This is a genomic window from Herminiimonas sp. NPDC097707, from assembly GCF_044761395.1.
Lineage (GTDB): Bacteria > Pseudomonadota > Gammaproteobacteria > Burkholderiales > Burkholderiaceae_D > Oxalicibacterium.
In genome coordinates this window covers 31454-47794 of sequence record NZ_JBIWCI010000002.1, presented here as the reverse complement: position 1 = coordinate 47794, position 16341 = coordinate 31454, and the positions used below count along the sequence as shown (strand labels likewise).

Genomic DNA, 16341 nt, shown 5'->3' with positions numbered 1-16341 from the left:
AATGTTGCACTAAAGGATAAACATGGATATTGAGCTCGCCCGGACCTTTCTTTATATCGTACGTTCAGGCAGTTTTATTGCCGCCGCGACACGCCTTCATGTCACGCAAACCACCGTGACGGCAAGGGTGCAAAATCTGGAGTCGCAATTGGGTTGTTCGCTGTTTGTGCGCAATCGGGCCGGTGCGCGTTTAACCGACGATGGTGAGCGTTTCGTAGGATATGCCAGCCAGTTGGTGCAAACTTGGGACGCGGCGCGGCGTGATTTGCCTTTGCCGGACGGTTATGGCGATTCGCTTGCACTGGGTAGCGAGGTGAGCTTGTGCAATCCATTGATGTTGCAATGGACGATGCAACTCCGACGCGCCTTGCCCTCGCACGCGATCCGTGTGGAGGTTGGCGATGGCAGCAGCTTGCAGTCCAAGCTTGAGCATGGTTTGCTGGATGCTGCGCTGGTTTATCGGCCGGAATACTGGACCGGCATGCAGGTAGAGCAGATATTAGAAGAAAAATTGGTGCAGATTGCATCGACCAAAAATCCTGAGCCCTATGTGTATGTTGATTGGGGGCTGGATTTCAGAAAGCAGCACGACGCTGCCTTGCCGGACAAGGCAAAAAATGTCCTGTCTTTCAACCTGGGGCCGTTGGCCCTGCAATATATCTTGCAATGCGGCGGCAGCGGCTATTTTCGTACGCGCGTTGTGCGGCGTGCACTGGCCATGGGTCTGCTGGAAAAAGTGAAAAGTACGCCCGAGTTTTCGTATCCGGTTTACCTGGTTTATTCGCGCGAAAAAGAATCCGAGGTGATGCAAAAAGCCTTTGAGCTTTTACGCACTGTAGCGACGGAGGAAGTGGACTGGTCCGAGCACTGGGAGTTCACGCCGTGATGTCTGTATGGCAACTATAATTCTGGCGAAACAGGCAAGATGGTCTAGTCATTCTGGGGAATTGATTTCTCACAAAAATTGATCTATCGCAATACTCTGATTCCCCAATGGCAATATGGTATACACATGTATCCATACCGGCAACTGCAATAAGCTTGCCTTTCAAACCATAGCAGGGGACGTTAGATGCGCACCAATTTACCGGTTACGAATGCCGAATTCATCTTGCGGGATGACATGTCTTTGGTATCAAAAACCGATACCAAAGGCCGAATTTCCTATGTAAATCCAGCCTTTATCGAAGCCAGTGGCTTTACGGAAGAAGAGTTGCTCGGCAAGCCGCATAACCTGATTCGCCATCCTGACATGCCTGAGCAGGCATTCGCAGATATGTGGCAGACCTTGCAGCAGGGTTTACCGTGGACTGGCATGGTCAAAAATCGACGTAAAAACGGCGATTTTTACTGGGTCAACGCGAATGTCACGCCAGTACGGGAAGAGCAGAAAATCGTCGCATACATGTCGGTGCGCAGCAAACCGAGTCGGGCACAGGTAGATGCCGCGGCAAAAATTTATGAGCGTTTCAAGGCTGGTACGGCCAAGGGCTTGATGATCAAGCGTGGCGAAGTCGTGGCGTCGGGATTATTCGGCAAGCTGGCATCGTTGAAAAATATCGGCTTGGGTTCGCGCATAGGCATCAGTATGAGCGCGCTGACAGCGCTGATTCTGACGCTGGGATTTGCCGCTGCCACGGCAGTTGAAAATGCCGCCTGGACGTACTGGTATGGCGCGGCAACGATAGTCGGCGCCGCGATTGCCATCCTTACCTGGGTGGGCCTGTATTTCTCCATCATGCGGCCGCTGAACAGCTTGATCAGCAAGACGCGTGTGATAGCTGGCGGCGATTTCACGGCGAATTTCGATGTCGATCGTCATGATGACATGGGGCAATTGCAGCAAGCTCTGCAGCAGATGAATGTGAATTTGCGTTCCGTGATGGGCGATATCCGTCAGAACGTCGATTCGATCACGATTGCAACGCACGAAATTGCCGAAGGCAATATGGATTTGTCGCGCCGCACTGAATCGCAGGCGTCCAGTCTGGAAGAAACCGCCTCCAGCATGCAGCAATTCGCTTCCACCGTGAAGCAGAATGCAGACAATGCGCAGCAGGCGAATCGTCTGGTGCTGTCGGCATCCGAGGTGGCTGGCAAAGGAGGCGCGGTGGTGGAAAAAGTGGGGGCGACGATGAATGAAATCAGCGCTTCTGCCAAACGGATTGTCGATATCATCAGTTTGATCGACGGCATTGCGTTTCAGACGAATATTCTGGCATTGAATGCTGCCGTGGAAGCGGCGCGTGCCGGCGAACAGGGCAAGGGTTTCGCGGTGGTAGCGGGAGAGGTGCGTAGCCTGGCGCAACGCTCTGCCAACGCAGCCAGGGAAATCAAGCACTTGATCGACGACTCGGTGGACAAGGTGGGTGTCGGCAATCGTCTGGTCGGCGATGCGATGGCAACCATGGAAGGCATAGTCAATTCAGTGAAAAGCGTGACCGACATCATGAATGAAATCACGCAGGCGAGCCGCGAACAAAGTGACGGGATTGAGCAAGTCAATCTGGCCATTTCGCACATGGATCAGGTGACGCAGCAAAATGCCGCGCTGGTTGAGGAAGCAGCAGCTGCAGCCGCGAGTCTGGAAGAACAGACCGAGCATTTATCGCAATCGATTTCGATTTTTAAAACTACCGGTGGTGCAACCATGGTGCCGGGCGTAGTCCGCAAGCAGCCGGGCTCCTCTGCACAACTAGCCATCGGACATAGAACCATGGCATCGATGTCGTAATGTGTCATTAATGAGGACATGCGCTGCAATATCGTCATTCTGCAGCGCATGCGCGTAAAACGCGATCCTTCCTCCCTTTATGCTGGCCGACGCCCTTCGGCAGCGTTCATCCCGCCAGTCTTGCCATTTATTTACTACAAGCCATTGATAAATCACGTGTTTCTGCCTTACGGCGTATAATGCATCTGGTTTTGTCAAGGCGGTGACGGTAGTCGAGAAGGTCCAGAATTTCTACAGCGCTTCGCGCCTGCTCATTTCAGCCTTGTTTCATCAAGTAATCATTCAATTATCGAAAGAGTCAGGTCTTTTCCGGATTCGTCACGGGTTTGCATTATTTGCATGCTCTAATTGCATTAACGTCCCAGGAACCTGCTGCACACAATGTCTGACAATCAGTCTGCTTTGCCTACCGAAACGCCCATCGTGATCCCTGATGCCGCGCCTGCCATTCGTTTTCAGGATTTCGGCCTCGCGCCGGAAATTCTCAAGGCGCTGAACGATCAGGGTTATGTCCACCCGACGCCTATCCAGGCCGAGGCGATCCCGGTTGTGCTCAAAGGCATGGACGTTATGGGGGCTGCGCAAACCGGTACCGGTAAAACGGCGGGTTTCTCATTACCTATCATCCAGTTGCTGATGGCGCATGCCAATTCCAGCGCCTCGCCTGCACGTCATCCAGTGCGCGCATTGATCCTGACGCCGACGCGTGAGCTGGCCGATCAGGTCGCCGCCAACGTCAAAGCCTATTCGCGTCACACGCCTTTGCGTTCGCTGGTTGTCTTCGGCGGTATGGATATGACGCCGCAAACCGCTGCCTTGCGCGGCGGGGTGGAAATCGTTATTGCGACGCCGGGTCGTCTGCTCGATCACGTACAGCAAAAAACCATCAACCTGTCGCAAACGCAAATCCTGGTCATGGATGAAGCGGATCGTATGCTGGACATGGGCTTCCTGCCTGACCTGCAGCGCATTATCAATTTGTTGCCAAAACAGCGGCAGAATCTGATGTTCTCGGCGACGTTTTCGCCGGAGATCAAGAAACTTGCAGCAACTTTCCTGAAAGATCCGGTCACGATCGAAGTCGCGCGCAGCAATGCAACGGCAGAAAACGTCACGCAGATCATCTACAAAGTGGAAGAAGAAGCCAAGCGCGACGCGGTGTCCTTCATCATCCGCGAGCGCGGCCTGAAGCAGGTCATCGTTTTCTCGAATACAAAAATCGGCGCATCGCGCCTGGCACGCCAACTGGAAAGCGAAGGCGTCAAGGCTTCCGCGATTCACGGCGACAAATCGCAGTCGGAGCGCATGCAGGCACTGGAGCAATTCAAAAACGGCACGATAGAAGTGCTGGTGGCGACCGACGTCGCCGCGCGTGGCCTCGATATTGCCGAACTGCCTTGTGTGATCAACTTCGACTTGCCGTACAACGCAGAAGATTATGTGCATCGTATCGGCCGTACCGGCCGTGCAGGTGCATCGGGCGATGCGATTTCACTGTTCTCGGACAAGGATGCGCGTTTGCTGGTTGATATCGAGAAGATGATCAAGCACAAGTTTGTGCCGGCCGAGCTGATCGGGTTTACACCTTCATCCGGGCGCACTGCCGAACGCAGTCATGACCGCCGCGCACACGAGCGCAGTCCGCGCAACAAAGATGAGTCTTCCCCTCGCCCGTCGCGTGCACCGGAACGCAGTGCCGGCGTGCCATCGAATGGCAGTCGCAGTGCGTATGCTGCCGCGCCACGCAAGGAAAAAATCGACCCGTTCTTTACCAAGCCGTATGAGCCTGAGCCATCGACGATGATCAGTGACGACAAGCTGGCGGATCAGGTGCCAGCCAAACCGCAGAAACACAGGATGGCGGCTTTGCTGGGCGGCGCGCCCAAGCGTTGAGTTTCAGCAGCACAATAAAAAGGGACGCCCAGGCGTCCTTTTTTATTGTGCGCCAAATCGATGTGCCCATTCGGCAATTGCGCTTTGCCAGAATGATTCAATCGAATCGATACGGCCAGGCTGTAATTCCAGAAAGCGTGCTGCATGCAGTAATTCATTTAATGGATGTGCCAGATCGAGTGCTCGCGCGCCGGTTTGTTTTGACAGCTTTTCTCCCGCGTCATTGAGCACGACCGGCACGTGCATATAAGAGGGCGTAGCTAATCCGAGTATGTGCTGCAGATAGATTTGTCTTGCGGTGGATTCCAGCAAATCTGCGCCGCGCACGATGTGGGTGACACCTTGTTCTGCATCATCGACAACCACCCCCAGTTGATAGGCCCAGTATCCATCGGCGCGTTTTAACACGAAGTCGCCGACTTCAGTCGCCAGATGTTGCGTCAGCGGGCCGAGCCAGCGATCGTTGAAGGTGATGGATTCATCTTCCTGACCAATGTCGGGTACGCGTAGGCGCAAGGTGCGCGAGACTTTTCCTGCAGTCAAACCGTTGCGACAGGTGCCTGGATAAATCGCTGCGCCATCGGGTGCAATGCCGAGTCGCGAGTCGGCAATTTCCTTGCGTGTGCAGCCGCATGGATAGGCATGCGCAGCCAGCTTGTCGAATGCGGCTTGATATACATCCTTGCGCTGACTTTGCACCAGTACTTCGCCATCGTGCTGCATGCCAAAAATTGCCAGCGCCTGCATGATCGCCGCAGTCGCGCCGGGGACGGTGCGTGTTTCGTCTATGTCTTCTATGCGCAGCAGCCACAGTCCCTGATGGGCCTTGGCATCCAGGTAGCTGGCCATCGCTGCGACCAGCGAGCCGGCATGCAGGGGGCCGCTGGGTGAAGGGGCAAAGCGCCCTGTGTAAGAGTTGATTGGATTGCTCATATTCATTTGCTCAGCAACATGTCTTGCACGACGGGATCGGCCAGTTTGGCCAGAAACCATTTCAGGCATTTGCCACGCCCATCTGTGCGCCAAGCATATTGTGGTATGCCGGCAGATTTTTTTTCGCTGGTCTGTTTTTCGATCAATGCGCCGGACGCCAGATGCGGCTCGGCCCATTTGCGCGGCAGGTAGCCGCAACCCAATCCAGCCAGTTGCGCCGCCAGTTTGTCATGCACGGTCGGCACTGTCAGCGTTGCCTGTCCGGTCAGCAATCCTGCGGTGACGCTGGGCAGCATGCGACCGCTGTCGCCGGTTACCACTGCGCGATAGCGCTGTATATCTGTGACTGAAAGCGGTTCTTCCATTATCGCCAGTGGGTGATGGGGAGCGATCGCAAACACCCAATCGAGATCGCCCAGAGGCTTGACGCGAAAACCGCCTGAGCCGCGTATCAGATCCGGTCCTTCGTAAGCTACACCGATTGCCAGGTCCGCATCGCCGCTGATCAATCTTTCCCAGGTGCCGGATAATACTTCGGTGGAAAAGCGTAGGCGCGTACCGGAATCCTGCAGGTCGAATTCGCGGATCAGCGGCAGCATTTTTTCAAATGGAATAATGGCGTCGAGCACGATACGCAATTCGACTTCCCAGCCGGTCGCCGTCCGTTTGACGCGCTGCTCCAGTTCGGCAGCCGCGCGCAGCAGATGACGGCCTTCGGTCAGCAATTCCTGGCCGGCCGGTGTCAGCTTGGCACGATGGCCGCGGCGATCGAACAGCAATACATCGAGGTCTTCCTCCAGCTTGCGCACACTATAGGTTAGCGCAGAGGGGACGCGATCGAGAGCAACTGCCGCCGCGCCGAAGCTGCCTTTACGGTCTATTGTGTCGAGAATACGGATTGCTTCCAGCGTCAGACTCATGGCCGAATCAAATAGTCAAAATATTTGTACAACTTGTACGTAATTATGGCCTTATTTAATGATCTTTTGGAGGCTATAGTTATACCAAGTTGCACAATAAAATTCACCGAAAGGAAGACATCATGCTTGAAATTAGAAAAAGTGAAGATCGCGGTCATGCAAACCACGGCTGGCTGGATTCGTATCACAGCTTCTCGTTCGCCGAATACTATGATGAAAAGCATATGGGTTTCGGCCCCTTGCGCGTGATCAATGAAGATCGTGTTCATGCCGGTGGCGGCTTCGGGACCCACGGCCACCGCGACATGGAAATCATCAGCTATGTGCTGGAAGGCGAGCTGGCGCATAAAGACAGCATGGGCACCGGCAGTGTAATTCGTCCCGGCGATGTGCAAAGAATGAGTGCGGGCACCGGTGTGCGCCATTCGGAATTCAATCATGCGAAAGATCAGACCACGCATTTCCTGCAAATCTGGATCCAGCCTAATGTGACTGGCATTCCACCGAGCTATGAAGAGAAAAATTTCTCGACGGAAGAAAAACGCGGTCGCTTGCGCCTGATTGCCAGCCCGGATGGTGAAGATGGTTCTGTATTGATCCATCAGGATGCGAAGCTGTATGCCGGTTTGTTCGATGGTGCTGAAGCTGCTTCGCTGACTATCGCTGCTGGACGGCTTGCCTATGTGCACGTTGCACGCGGGACTGTGACAGTGAATGGTGTTGAGCTAAAAGCGGGTGATGCGCTGAAACTGTCGGATGTGGCTACTGTTGATATTAGTGCGGGGCAGCAGGCTGAAGTGTTGGTGTTTGATCTGGTTCGTTAGACTTATTTTTGATGCTCGGTTGCCGGGAGTGGCCCGGCGGCCAGTTACCTTTTTTGCTTCGCCAAAAAAGGTAACCCAAAAAAGGCGACCGCACAGCCGCGGGCCCTGCGGGCTCCCCAGTGCTGCGCCGCCAAAAATGGGAAGTGAACGAAACTCGCCTACGGCTCAGACAACGTTCACTTCTTGATCCATTTTCGGCAACGAATCACTGGCAGCGTCACAGCGGGACGACACGCTTCCTCGCCTGCGGCATCGGGTGCTTGATGCACGGGTGCTGAATCGTTATCCAGTATTTTTGGTTTATACCCATTACATCCTGCTTAATTTCAAGTCATCACCATCACGGTTCGGGTTCGGCAATGCCGAAGGCGAGCCGGACCTGCCCTCCGCTGTGACGCTGCCGTTTGTGACGTGCAGAAAATGGAAAGAGGAATGGGCGTTGTCTGAGCCGCAGGCGAGTTTCGCCCGTTTCCCATTTTTTGCGCGGCATAAACGGGAACCCGAAGGGCAGCGGCTGTGCGGTCGCCTTCTTTTGCTTACTTTTCTTGGCGATGCAGGAAAAGTGAGTAGCCGCCGGGCTACCCCCGGCAACCCAAGCAACAACGAAGCACCTGTCAAATCAGCAACAGCAACATGTAATTAAAAAAGCGCGCCATCCAAAAGATGCCGCGCTTTTTATTTAAACCAAGCCAACTAAAAACTACGCTTCAATATCCAATGGTGCAAACGACTTCACCAAATCATCCAACTGCTTCAACTGCGCCAAAAACGGCTCCAGTTTATCCAGCGGTAAAGCACTAGGCCCATCGCATTTTGCAGATTTCGGATCCGGATGCGCTTCCAGGAACAAGCCGGCGAGGCCCACGCCCATGCCCGCACGCGCCAGATCGGCTACTTGTTCGCGGCGACCGCCGGAGGCAGCGCCGCCCGGATCGCGTTGCTGCAATGCATGCGTCACGTCAAAAATAATCGGCAGGTTATTGCACACTTTTTTCATTACGCCGAAACCCAGCATGTCGACGACCAGATTGTCGTAGCCGAAGCAGGTACCGCGGTCACACAGGATTAATTGTTCGTTGCCGGCTTCCTTGAATTTTTCAACGATGTTCAGCATTTGCGACGGACTCAAGAACTGCGGCTTCTTGATATTGATGACGCGGCCTGTTTTTGCCAGCGCAACGACCAGGTCTGTCTGGCGTGCGAGGAAGGCCGGCAGTTGCAACACGTCGGCTACTTCGGCCACGATCGCGGCTTGATGCACTTCATGCACATCGGTGATGACAGGCACGTTGAAGGTTTTTTTGATTTCTTCAAAAATGCGCATGCCTTCTTCCAGGCCAGGGCCGCGATAGGAGTGGATCGATGAGCGATTGGCCTTGTCGAACGATGCCTTGAAAACGTAAGGGATGCCGAGTTTTTGCGTAACACGTACGTATTCTTCGCAAGACTTCATCGCGAGGTCGCGTGATTCGAGCACGTTGATGCCGCCGAACAGGACGAAGGGCAGTGCGTTATCGACCTTGATGTCACCGATTTTGATCATGATTATTGTCTCGTTAGATGGAAGGCAATTGCTTCTGTTTAATGTGATGCAGCTTGTGTGATGCAATGCGGGCAGGATACGCCTTCGACGAATTCCGGCGCCAGCTGTTCGCGTGGCGATACGCTTGCATTGCATGCGGTGCATGTCGTTGCCAATGTTGGTTCCAGGCGCGGATTGAGCGCGGTGCGGTGGTCGAACACGAAGCAGTCGCCACTGTAATGATCGCCGCCGACTTCTTCAAAGTACTTGAGAATGCCGCCGTCCAGTTGATACACGCTGTCGTAACCGACATTCTTCATATAGATGGCGGCTTTTTCGCAGCGGATGCCGCCAGTGCAGAAGGTGACGACGGTCTTGTCGTTCAGGTCGTCCTTGTTCCTGGCGACGATGTCGGGGAATTCGCTGAATTTTTCTATGCGGTAATCGATGGTGTTGTCGAAGGTGCCGACATCGACTTCAAACGCATTGCGCGTATCCATCATGACGACCGGCTTGCCGTCGTCGTCATGACCCTGATCCAGCCAGCGCTTGAGCGTGGTCGCGTCGACTGAGGGCGCGCGGCCTTCTTCCGGCTTGATCAGCGGATGCTTCATTGTGATGATTTCGCGCTTGAGCTTGACCAGCATGTATTTGAATGGCTGATCGTCTGAATAACTTTCTTTCACTTCCAGATCGGCGAAGCGCACATCGGCCCGTATCCATGCCAGAAAACTGTCTATGTCCGCACGGGTTCCTGCCAGAAAAAGGTTGATCCCTTCCGGGCTGAGCAGAATGGTGCCTTTTAAGGACAATTGAGCGCACTTGGCGATAAATTCCGGGCGCTTTTCGACGGTGTCGTCGAAGCTGATGAATTTGTAGGCGGCAATGTTGACGAAAGATGGTGTGGATTGCATGTTGGTGCGCTTCTTGATGGTGATTGCTCTTGCAAAGAGGACAATGTTGTTTGCTGATGCCGGACAAGAAAGGCAGCAACAAGGCGACATTATAAACTTCGCATTCCGGAATGCTGAAATGTCTGTTGAAAGGGGTGGTCGCGGTAGAATACGGCCATGATTTCTCCGCAATTTACTCACCTCCGCCTGCATTCCGAATATTCTATCGTCGACGGCCTGGTCCGTATCGATGACGTGATCGCCGCCGCTGCTGCCGATGCGCAGCCTTCGCTCGCGATCACCGATCTGGCCAATCTGTTCGGGATGGTCAAATTTTATAAAGAAGCCCGTTCCAAAGGCATCAAGCCTATCGTCGGTTGCGACGTCTGGATCAGTAACGATAACGACAAGGACAAGCCGTCGCGCCTGCTGTTGCTGGTCAAGAACAAGACCGGTTATCTGCAATTATGCGAACTATTGTCGAAAGCGTGGCTGACCAACCTGCATCGCGGTCGTGCCGAAATCCGTCCCGAATGGCTGGAGCAGCTTGCCGCAGAGGGCGGAGCGAATGGCTTGATTGTTTTGTCCGGCGCGCATTTCGGCGATGTCGGCATGGCAATCGATAACGGCAATCTTGCCACCGCCGAACGTCATGCCAAACGCTGGGCAGATATGTTCCCCGGTCATTTTTATATAGAAGTGCAGCGCGCCGAGCAGCCGAATATGGATGTGCATGTGCGCCAGGCGTCTGTGCTGGCAGCTAAATTGAATTTGCCTTTGGTGGCGACGCATCCGGTACAGTTCCTGGATCAGGATGAATTCACCGCGCATGAAGCGCGTACCTGTATTTCTGAAGGCGAGATACTCGCGAATCCGCGTCGCATCAAGCGTTTCAACGAACGTCAGCGCTTTACCACGCAGGCTGAAATGGCGGAATTGTTCGCCGATATGCCGAACGCCTTGCAGAACTCGGTGGAAATCGCCAAGCGCTGCAATCTGATGCTGGAATTGGGCAAGCCGAAGCTGCCTAACTTCCCGACACCTGACGGTTCATCCATCGATGAATTTCTGGTCAAGGAAGCGCAGCGCGGTCTGGAAGGACGTCTGCAGCATTTGTATCCTGATCCTGAACTGCGCGAAAAAAATCGCGAGCGTTATCAGGCACGACTGAAATTCGAGACCGACACCATCATCCACATGGGTTTCCCCGGTTACTTCCTGATCGTGGCGGACTTTATCAAGTGGGCGAAAAATAACGGTGTGCCGGTGGGGCCGGGCCGTGGTTCGGGCGCGGGTTCGCTGGTTGCGTATTCGCTGCTGATTACCGATCTCGATCCGCTGCAATACAACCTGCTGTTCGAACGCTTTCTGAATCCTGAGCGGGTTTCCATGCCCGATTTCGATATCGACTTTTGCCAGGAAGGGCGCGACCGCGTCATTCAATACGTGAAGGATCAGTACGGCAAGGATGCGGTTTCGCAGATTGCGACTTTCGGCACGATGGCGGCCAAAGGTGCGGTGCGCGACGTTGGCCGTGTGCTGGATTTCGGCTACAACTTTTGCGACGGCATTTCCAAACTGATTCCATTCAAGCCGGGCAAGCTGGTCACGATTGCTGACGCCATCAAGGAAGAACCGCTGCTGGCCGAGCGTCTGGAAAATGAGGAAGAAGTAAAACAGTTGCTGGAGCTGGCGCAAAAAGTTGAAGGCATCGCCCGTAACATCGGCATGCATGCCGGCGGTGTATTGATCGCACCGGGCAAGCTGACGGATTTTTGCCCTTTGTACACGCAAGGCGGCGACGCCGGCGTGGTGTCGCAATACGATAAAGACGACGTCGAAGCCGTCGGCCTGGTGAAGTTCGACTTTTTGGGTTTGACTACGCTGACGATCCTCGATCGCGCCGTGCGCTACATCAAGGATCTTGATCCGGCGATGGCGGATTTCTCCCTGGAGAAATTACCACTCAATGACAGGCCTTCCTATGATTTGCTGACCAAGGCGAAAACCGTCGCCGTGTTCCAGCTGGAAAGCCGCGGCATGCAAGGCATGCTGAAGGACGCGCGGCCTGATCGCTTCGAAGACATTATTGCGCTGGTCGCCTTGTACCGTCCGGGTCCTATGGATCTGATTCCGGATTTCTGCCGCCGCAAGCACGGTGAACGTTTCGAATATCCGGATCCGCGTACCGAAGCCATCTTGTCTGAAACCTACGGCATCATGGTGTATCAGGAACAGGTTATGCAGATGGCGCAGGTCATCGGCGGTTACTCGCTGGGCGGCGCGGATTTGCTGCGCCGTGCGATGGGTAAAAAGAAAGCGGAAGAAATGGCGCAGCATCGCGAGCTGTTCCGCGCCGGTGCTGCGAAGAACGATCTGTCCGCTGAAAAAGCCGACGAGATTTTCGATTTGATGGAAAAGTTTGCCGGTTACGGTTTCAATAAATCGCACGCCGCTGCTTATGCCTTGCTGTCGTATCACACCGCTTATCTGAAAGCGCATCATCCGGCTGCGTTCATGGCTGCCAACTTGTCGCTGGCGATGGACGATACCGACAAGATCAAGATTCTGGTCGAAGATACGCTGGATGTATGCGGCCTGACCTTGCTGCCGCCGGATATCAATCAATCCGATTATCGTTTTACGCCAGTCGGTGTGCCGGGCAAGAAAGCGACGCAGATCCGTTACGGTCTGGGCGCAGTCAAAGGCTCAGGCAAAGGCGCAATCGATGCAATCGTGAGTGCACGTCAGGGAAAACCTTTTATCGATCTGTTCGACTTTTGCAAACGCGTCGACAAACGCCAGATCAATCGCCGTACCATCGATTCGCTGATTCGTGCCGGTGCTTTCGATTGTTTCAACATCGATCGCGCAATTCTGTTGGCATCAGTCGGTTTCGCGATGGAGTGTGCGGAACAAGCCGAAGCATCAGCAAATCAGGTCAGCCTGTTCGGTGGCGACGATAGCGATATGGAAACGCCGCCCGAATACGTCAAGGCATCGCCGTGGAGCGATAAACAAAAGCTGACGGAAGAGAAAGCTGCATTGGGTTTTTATCTGTCTGGCCATTTGTTCGATGCCTATGCAGAGGAAGTACGCCGTTTTGCACGCACCAAACTGAGTAACCTGGAGCCATCGCGCGAACCAAGAACGATAGCCGGCGTGATTTCCGGCGTACGTACGCAAATGACGCAACGCGGTCGCATGATCATCGTGACACTGGACGACGGTAGCGCGACAGTCGATGTGACCGTGTACAACGAAGTGTTCGACGCCAATCGCAATCTGATCAAGGAAGATGAATTCCTCGCAGTATCCGGGAAAATATCGGAAGACCGTTTCTCCGGCGGCTTGCGAATTACGGCCGAGAAAGTGATGGATATCGCAGCGGTACGGATTCAATACGCCAAGTGCATCTATTTGTCCTTGCAGGCATCGGCCGACGTCAGCACCTTGATGGCGACCCTGCAGGCATCAGCGCGTGCCGACGGTAGTCCGGTTGTGATTCAGTACCAGAATCAGAAGGGTGTATCGGAATTGCGTTTTGCGGAGCAATGGCGGATTAATCCGGATGACAACACAAAACAAAAACTAATCGATTTATATTCGGAAAAAAATGTACAGATTGCCTATGACTGATCGGATGAATTTGTTCAATACAAACGAAACGAAAGCGCAATTCATCCTCTCGCTGTTGCCTATTACCCTGTTTTTCCCGATCGGGATTGGTTATGCCGGTATCGTGCTGTTCCTTGTGGCGCTGCTGCTGGGTGGGCATTATCGCGACAGATGGCAGGCGGTCAAGGATAGTCCGATGTTCCTCCCGATCATGGCCTTGCTGGCAGTGACTTGCGGCGCCGGTTTGTTGCTGGAACGCCCGGAAGGATTCTGGAAGGCCTTCATGCATTACCAGATTTATCTGGTGCTGCTGGTGTTCATCAGCGTGGGGGGCGGACGCTGGCAACAGCGTGCGCTGAAGGTTTTTTTTGCAGGTGCGCTGGTCGCTGCGACTTTGCTCTACCTGAATTTTTTCCAGTTGCTGCCCGACTGGACCTTGTTCCAGAATTACCGTATGTATGCCGGCAACAAATCGATACTGATAGGTATTTTGCTGGGGATTGCGGGCGGCTGGATGCTGAATGAAATTTTTGCCTTTCGCGAGCACAAGTGGCAGCGCATGGCAGCCTTGTTGTACATCGCCGTTGCTCTGCTGTTCCTGGCCAAAACGCGTACCGGCAGCCTGATTTTCATTTTTGGCTGCGTGCTGGTGTTGTTGCGTTACCTGGCATTTTCATGGCGCAGCGTATTGCTGGTGCTGGGTACGGTTGTTGTACTCGCTGTGGCGTGGCAAACCGCGACTGGTTTTCGTGAGCGGATGGTTGGCACGGTGAATGATATCAAGGCCTTTGTTGATGGCGGCAAGATCAGTACGGAGGGCGTACGTCTCGAGATGTATCAAATCACGATGGGGATCATCAAGGAACGGCCGATAGGCGGTAATGGAATCGGTACCTGGGCCATTAAATATCCGGAGCGGGCACAAGGTTTGATGAGCGCCTCCATGGCGACGCCGCATAACGACTATCTGCTATATGCCGCAGAAATAGGCATCATCGGATTGTGTGCATTGTTATGGATATGGCTGGCGCAGTTGATGGTCGCCGCCAGGATAGGAGGCGCAATGGGTATGCGCCTGTTAACCATAGGCGTTGCCATCATGTTCGGCGGCTTGGTAAACGCCATTTTGCGCGATGCATTGTTCGGCATTGCATTCATGGTATTACTGGCGATTCCGCTGGCCGGTATCAATCGGCACGCATATAAAAACAATAGCAATCAGTATGGAGATGCAGGCAGATGACAATTTCTCCGCATTTGAAACGCCTGTACGGCATGTTGGGGCCGTACAAAAAACGTCTGGCAGTGGCATTTATCGGAATGATACTGACTGCACTGACTGAACCGATGTTCCCCGCCGTGATGCGCCTGCTGCTGGACAAGGGATTCGGCGGCAAGCCGACTTTTTCGCTGTGGCTGGTGCCGCTGGCCATCATCGGTATTTTTGTCTTGCGCGGGATTTCGACTTTTACAACGACGTATACGATGACCTGGGTGTCGTCGCGTTTGTTGAGCACGCTGCGCAAGAAAATGTTCGAACGCATACTCGATGTGCCGCTGGGTTTTTATGGCACGCATTCGGTAGGGCGCGTGATCAATTCCATGATGTTTGAAGTGCAGCAAATCATTGAAATGATCACCAAGGTTTACACGTCCATCATTCGCGATTCGCTGACGGTGATTGTGCTGTTGGCATTCTTGTTCTGGCTGAACTGGCGCCTGACGCTGGTCGCGCTGGTGTTGCTGCCATTGATTGCAGTCGTAGTGCGCTTTACAGGCAAGCGTGTACGCAGGTTGACGCGCGAGTATCAGGCCGTCAATGCCGAGATGACGCAAGTGATTGAAGAGTCCACACGCGCCAATCAGGTCATCAAGATTTTCGGCGGTCACCAGTACGAAAACGATCGCTTTGAAGTTCGTGCTGACAAGTTGCGCAGCTATACGATGCGTATGGCGAGTACGCTGGCGGCGACTACGCCGGTCACACAAATCATGGCATCGTGCGCGGTAGCGATCGTGATCGTGATTGCACTGATACAGTCTGAACAAAACCAGACCACGGTAGGCGGTTTTGTTTCCTTCATTACGGCCATGCTGATGCTGCTGGCGCCCTTGAAAAATATTGCTGAAGTAAACGGCCCCTTGCAAAAGGGTCTGACTGCAGCGGAAGCGGTATTCGGTTTGATCGATGCCAAACCGGAACGCACCTCAGGTAAAACTCTGGAGGCGCGCGCTGCCGGTAGGCTCGATTTCATCAATCTGGGTTTTTCCTATCCCGGGCATAAGACGATGGCGCTGGAAGATATCAACCTGAGTGTACTGCCGGGCGAGACAATCGCTTTTGTCGGTATGTCGGGCGGCGGGAAATCGACGCTGGTGAATCTGGTGCCGGGTTTTTATCCCGCTACCGTGGGTGAAATCCGGCTGGATGACGTTCCGATAGAAGAGATTGCCTTGAGCAGCCTGCGCAAGCAAATTGCGATGGTCAGCCAGCACGTCGTCTTGTTCGATGACACGATTGCCGCGAATATTGCATATGGCGATGCGACACCGGATCGCGCACGCATTCTGGCTGCGGCTACGGCGGCACATCTGGACGATGTGATTGCCGGCTTGCCGCAGGGCCTGGAAACCATGATAGGCGACAATGGTTCGCGCCTGTCCGGCGGTCAGCGTCAGCGTCTGGCGATCGCCCGCGCGATCTACAAGGATGCGCCCATTCTGATTCTGGATGAAGCTACGTCGGCGCTGGATTCAGAATCCGAACGTGCCGTGCAGGCAGCACTGGATGCATTGATGAAAGGCCGCACGACGCTGGTCATTGCGCATCGTTTGTCGACCATAGAGCGCGCAGACCGGATTGCAGTGTTAGCCGAAGGTCGTATTGTGGAACTGGGATCGCATCAGGAGCTGCTGGAGAAAAATGCCGTGTATGCCAACCTCTATCATTTGCAGTTTGCAAAAGAAGTGCCGGGCGCAGCCTGAATTGATACGGATGCGTGTC

At 54.1% G+C, this 16341-nt stretch carries 12 protein-coding genes; 8 read left to right on the top strand and 4 right to left on the bottom strand.

Features of this window, described 5'->3' with window-relative positions; all coding sequences use genetic code 11:
- The first annotated feature begins 22 nt into the window (after positions 1-22).
- The 3 genes from ACIQW9_RS13680 to ACIQW9_RS13670 all read left to right on the top strand — a co-directional run bounded on the left by ACIQW9_RS13680 (position 23) and on the right by ACIQW9_RS13670 (position 4627).
- Positions 23-886 (top strand): LysR family transcriptional regulator, encoded by an 864-nt coding sequence (locus ACIQW9_RS13680; protein ID WP_402338157.1) that lies wholly within the window; start codon positions 23-25, stop codon positions 884-886.
- A 186-nt stretch (positions 887-1072) separates the two neighbouring features.
- Positions 1073-2734 carry a methyl-accepting chemotaxis protein gene (locus ACIQW9_RS13675; RefSeq protein WP_402338154.1) on the top strand — a complete coding sequence of 554 codons (1662 nt, stop codon included), beginning with the start codon at positions 1073-1075 and terminating at the stop codon, positions 2732-2734.
- Between the two features lie 381 nt (positions 2735-3115).
- On the top strand, positions 3116-4627 hold the full coding sequence (locus tag ACIQW9_RS13670) for a DEAD/DEAH box helicase (RefSeq protein ID WP_402338152.1): 1512 nt from the start codon (positions 3116-3118) through the stop codon (positions 4625-4627).
- A gap of 42 nt (positions 4628-4669) precedes the next feature.
- On the opposite strand, the gene gluQRS is transcribed toward ACIQW9_RS13670, so the two are convergent.
- Positions 4670-5560 (bottom strand): tRNA glutamyl-Q(34) synthetase GluQRS, encoded by an 891-nt coding sequence (gluQRS, locus tag ACIQW9_RS13665; protein WP_402338149.1) that lies wholly within the window; start codon positions 5558-5560, stop codon positions 4670-4672.
- A 2-nt stretch (positions 5561-5562) separates the two neighbouring features.
- Complete coding sequence (locus ACIQW9_RS13660) at positions 5563-6480, bottom strand: LysR family transcriptional regulator (RefSeq protein ID WP_402338146.1); 918 nt, start codon at positions 6478-6480, stop codon at positions 5563-5565.
- Positions 6481-6602: 122 nt separating this feature from the next.
- On the opposite strand from ACIQW9_RS13660, the gene ACIQW9_RS13655 reads away from it, so the two are divergent.
- Positions 6603-7304, top strand: coding sequence for a pirin family protein (locus tag ACIQW9_RS13655; RefSeq protein WP_402338143.1), 702 nt, complete (start codon positions 6603-6605; stop codon positions 7302-7304).
- 271 nt (positions 7305-7575) lie between these two features.
- Positions 7576-7947 (top strand): hypothetical protein, encoded by a 372-nt coding sequence (locus ACIQW9_RS13650; protein ID WP_402338141.1) that lies wholly within the window; start codon positions 7576-7578, stop codon positions 7945-7947.
- A gap of 57 nt (positions 7948-8004) precedes the next feature.
- Here the strand turns inward: ACIQW9_RS13650 and kdsA are convergent, their stop codons facing one another.
- Positions 8005-8847, bottom strand: coding sequence for a 3-deoxy-8-phosphooctulonate synthase (kdsA, locus tag ACIQW9_RS13645; protein WP_402338138.1), 843 nt, complete (start codon positions 8845-8847; stop codon positions 8005-8007).
- A 38-nt stretch (positions 8848-8885) separates the two neighbouring features.
- A complete protein-coding gene (locus tag ACIQW9_RS13640; protein WP_402338135.1) occupies positions 8886-9740 on the bottom strand; it encodes a sulfurtransferase in 855 nt (284 codons plus the stop codon).
- 156 nt (positions 9741-9896) lie between these two features.
- On the opposite strand from ACIQW9_RS13640, the gene dnaE reads away from it, so the two are divergent.
- From dnaE to msbA, 3 genes are read left to right on the top strand one after another with little or no spacing between them, the layout of a single operon-like run.
- Complete coding sequence (dnaE, locus tag ACIQW9_RS13635; protein ID WP_402338132.1) at positions 9897-13358, top strand: DNA polymerase III subunit alpha; 3462 nt, start codon at positions 9897-9899, stop codon at positions 13356-13358.
- 4 nt (positions 13359-13362) lie between these two features.
- The gene (locus tag ACIQW9_RS13630; protein WP_402338129.1) at positions 13363-14580 is read left to right on the top strand and encodes an O-antigen ligase family protein; all 1218 of its coding nucleotides are present in this window, start codon (positions 13363-13365) and stop codon (positions 14578-14580) included.
- Positions 14577-16322, top strand: coding sequence for a lipid A export permease/ATP-binding protein MsbA (gene msbA / locus ACIQW9_RS13625; RefSeq protein WP_402338126.1), 1746 nt, complete (start codon positions 14577-14579; stop codon positions 16320-16322). The genes ACIQW9_RS13630 and msbA overlap by 4 nt, the downstream gene beginning before the upstream one ends.
- The last annotated feature ends 19 nt before the right edge of the window (positions 16323-16341 follow it).

What these genes read in the sequence shown, in the direction of transcription:
- dnaE (WP_402338132.1), top strand. Translation starts at nt 9,897, where the DNA reads ATGATTTCTCCGCAATTTACTCACCTCCGCCTGCATTCCGAATATTCT.
- gluQRS (WP_402338149.1), bottom strand. Translation starts at nt 5,560, where the DNA reads ATGAGCAATCCAATCAACTCTTACACAGGGCGCTTTGCCCCTTCACCC.
- ACIQW9_RS13670 (WP_402338152.1), top strand. Translation starts at nt 3,116, where the DNA reads ATGTCTGACAATCAGTCTGCTTTGCCTACCGAAACGCCCATCGTGATC.
- ACIQW9_RS13675 (WP_402338154.1), top strand. Translation starts at nt 1,073, where the DNA reads ATGCGCACCAATTTACCGGTTACGAATGCCGAATTCATCTTGCGGGAT.
- ACIQW9_RS13680 (WP_402338157.1), top strand. Translation starts at nt 23, where the DNA reads ATGGATATTGAGCTCGCCCGGACCTTTCTTTATATCGTACGTTCAGGC.
- msbA (WP_402338126.1), top strand. Translation starts at nt 14,577, where the DNA reads ATGACAATTTCTCCGCATTTGAAACGCCTGTACGGCATGTTGGGGCCG.
- ACIQW9_RS13640 (WP_402338135.1), bottom strand. Translation starts at nt 9,740, where the DNA reads ATGCAATCCACACCATCTTTCGTCAACATTGCCGCCTACAAATTCATC.
- ACIQW9_RS13630 (WP_402338129.1), top strand. Translation starts at nt 13,363, where the DNA reads ATGAATTTGTTCAATACAAACGAAACGAAAGCGCAATTCATCCTCTCG.
- kdsA (WP_402338138.1), bottom strand. Translation starts at nt 8,847, where the DNA reads ATGATCAAAATCGGTGACATCAAGGTCGATAACGCACTGCCCTTCGTC.
- ACIQW9_RS13660 (WP_402338146.1), bottom strand. Translation starts at nt 6,480, where the DNA reads ATGAGTCTGACGCTGGAAGCAATCCGTATTCTCGACACAATAGACCGT.
- ACIQW9_RS13655 (WP_402338143.1), top strand. Translation starts at nt 6,603, where the DNA reads ATGCTTGAAATTAGAAAAAGTGAAGATCGCGGTCATGCAAACCACGGC.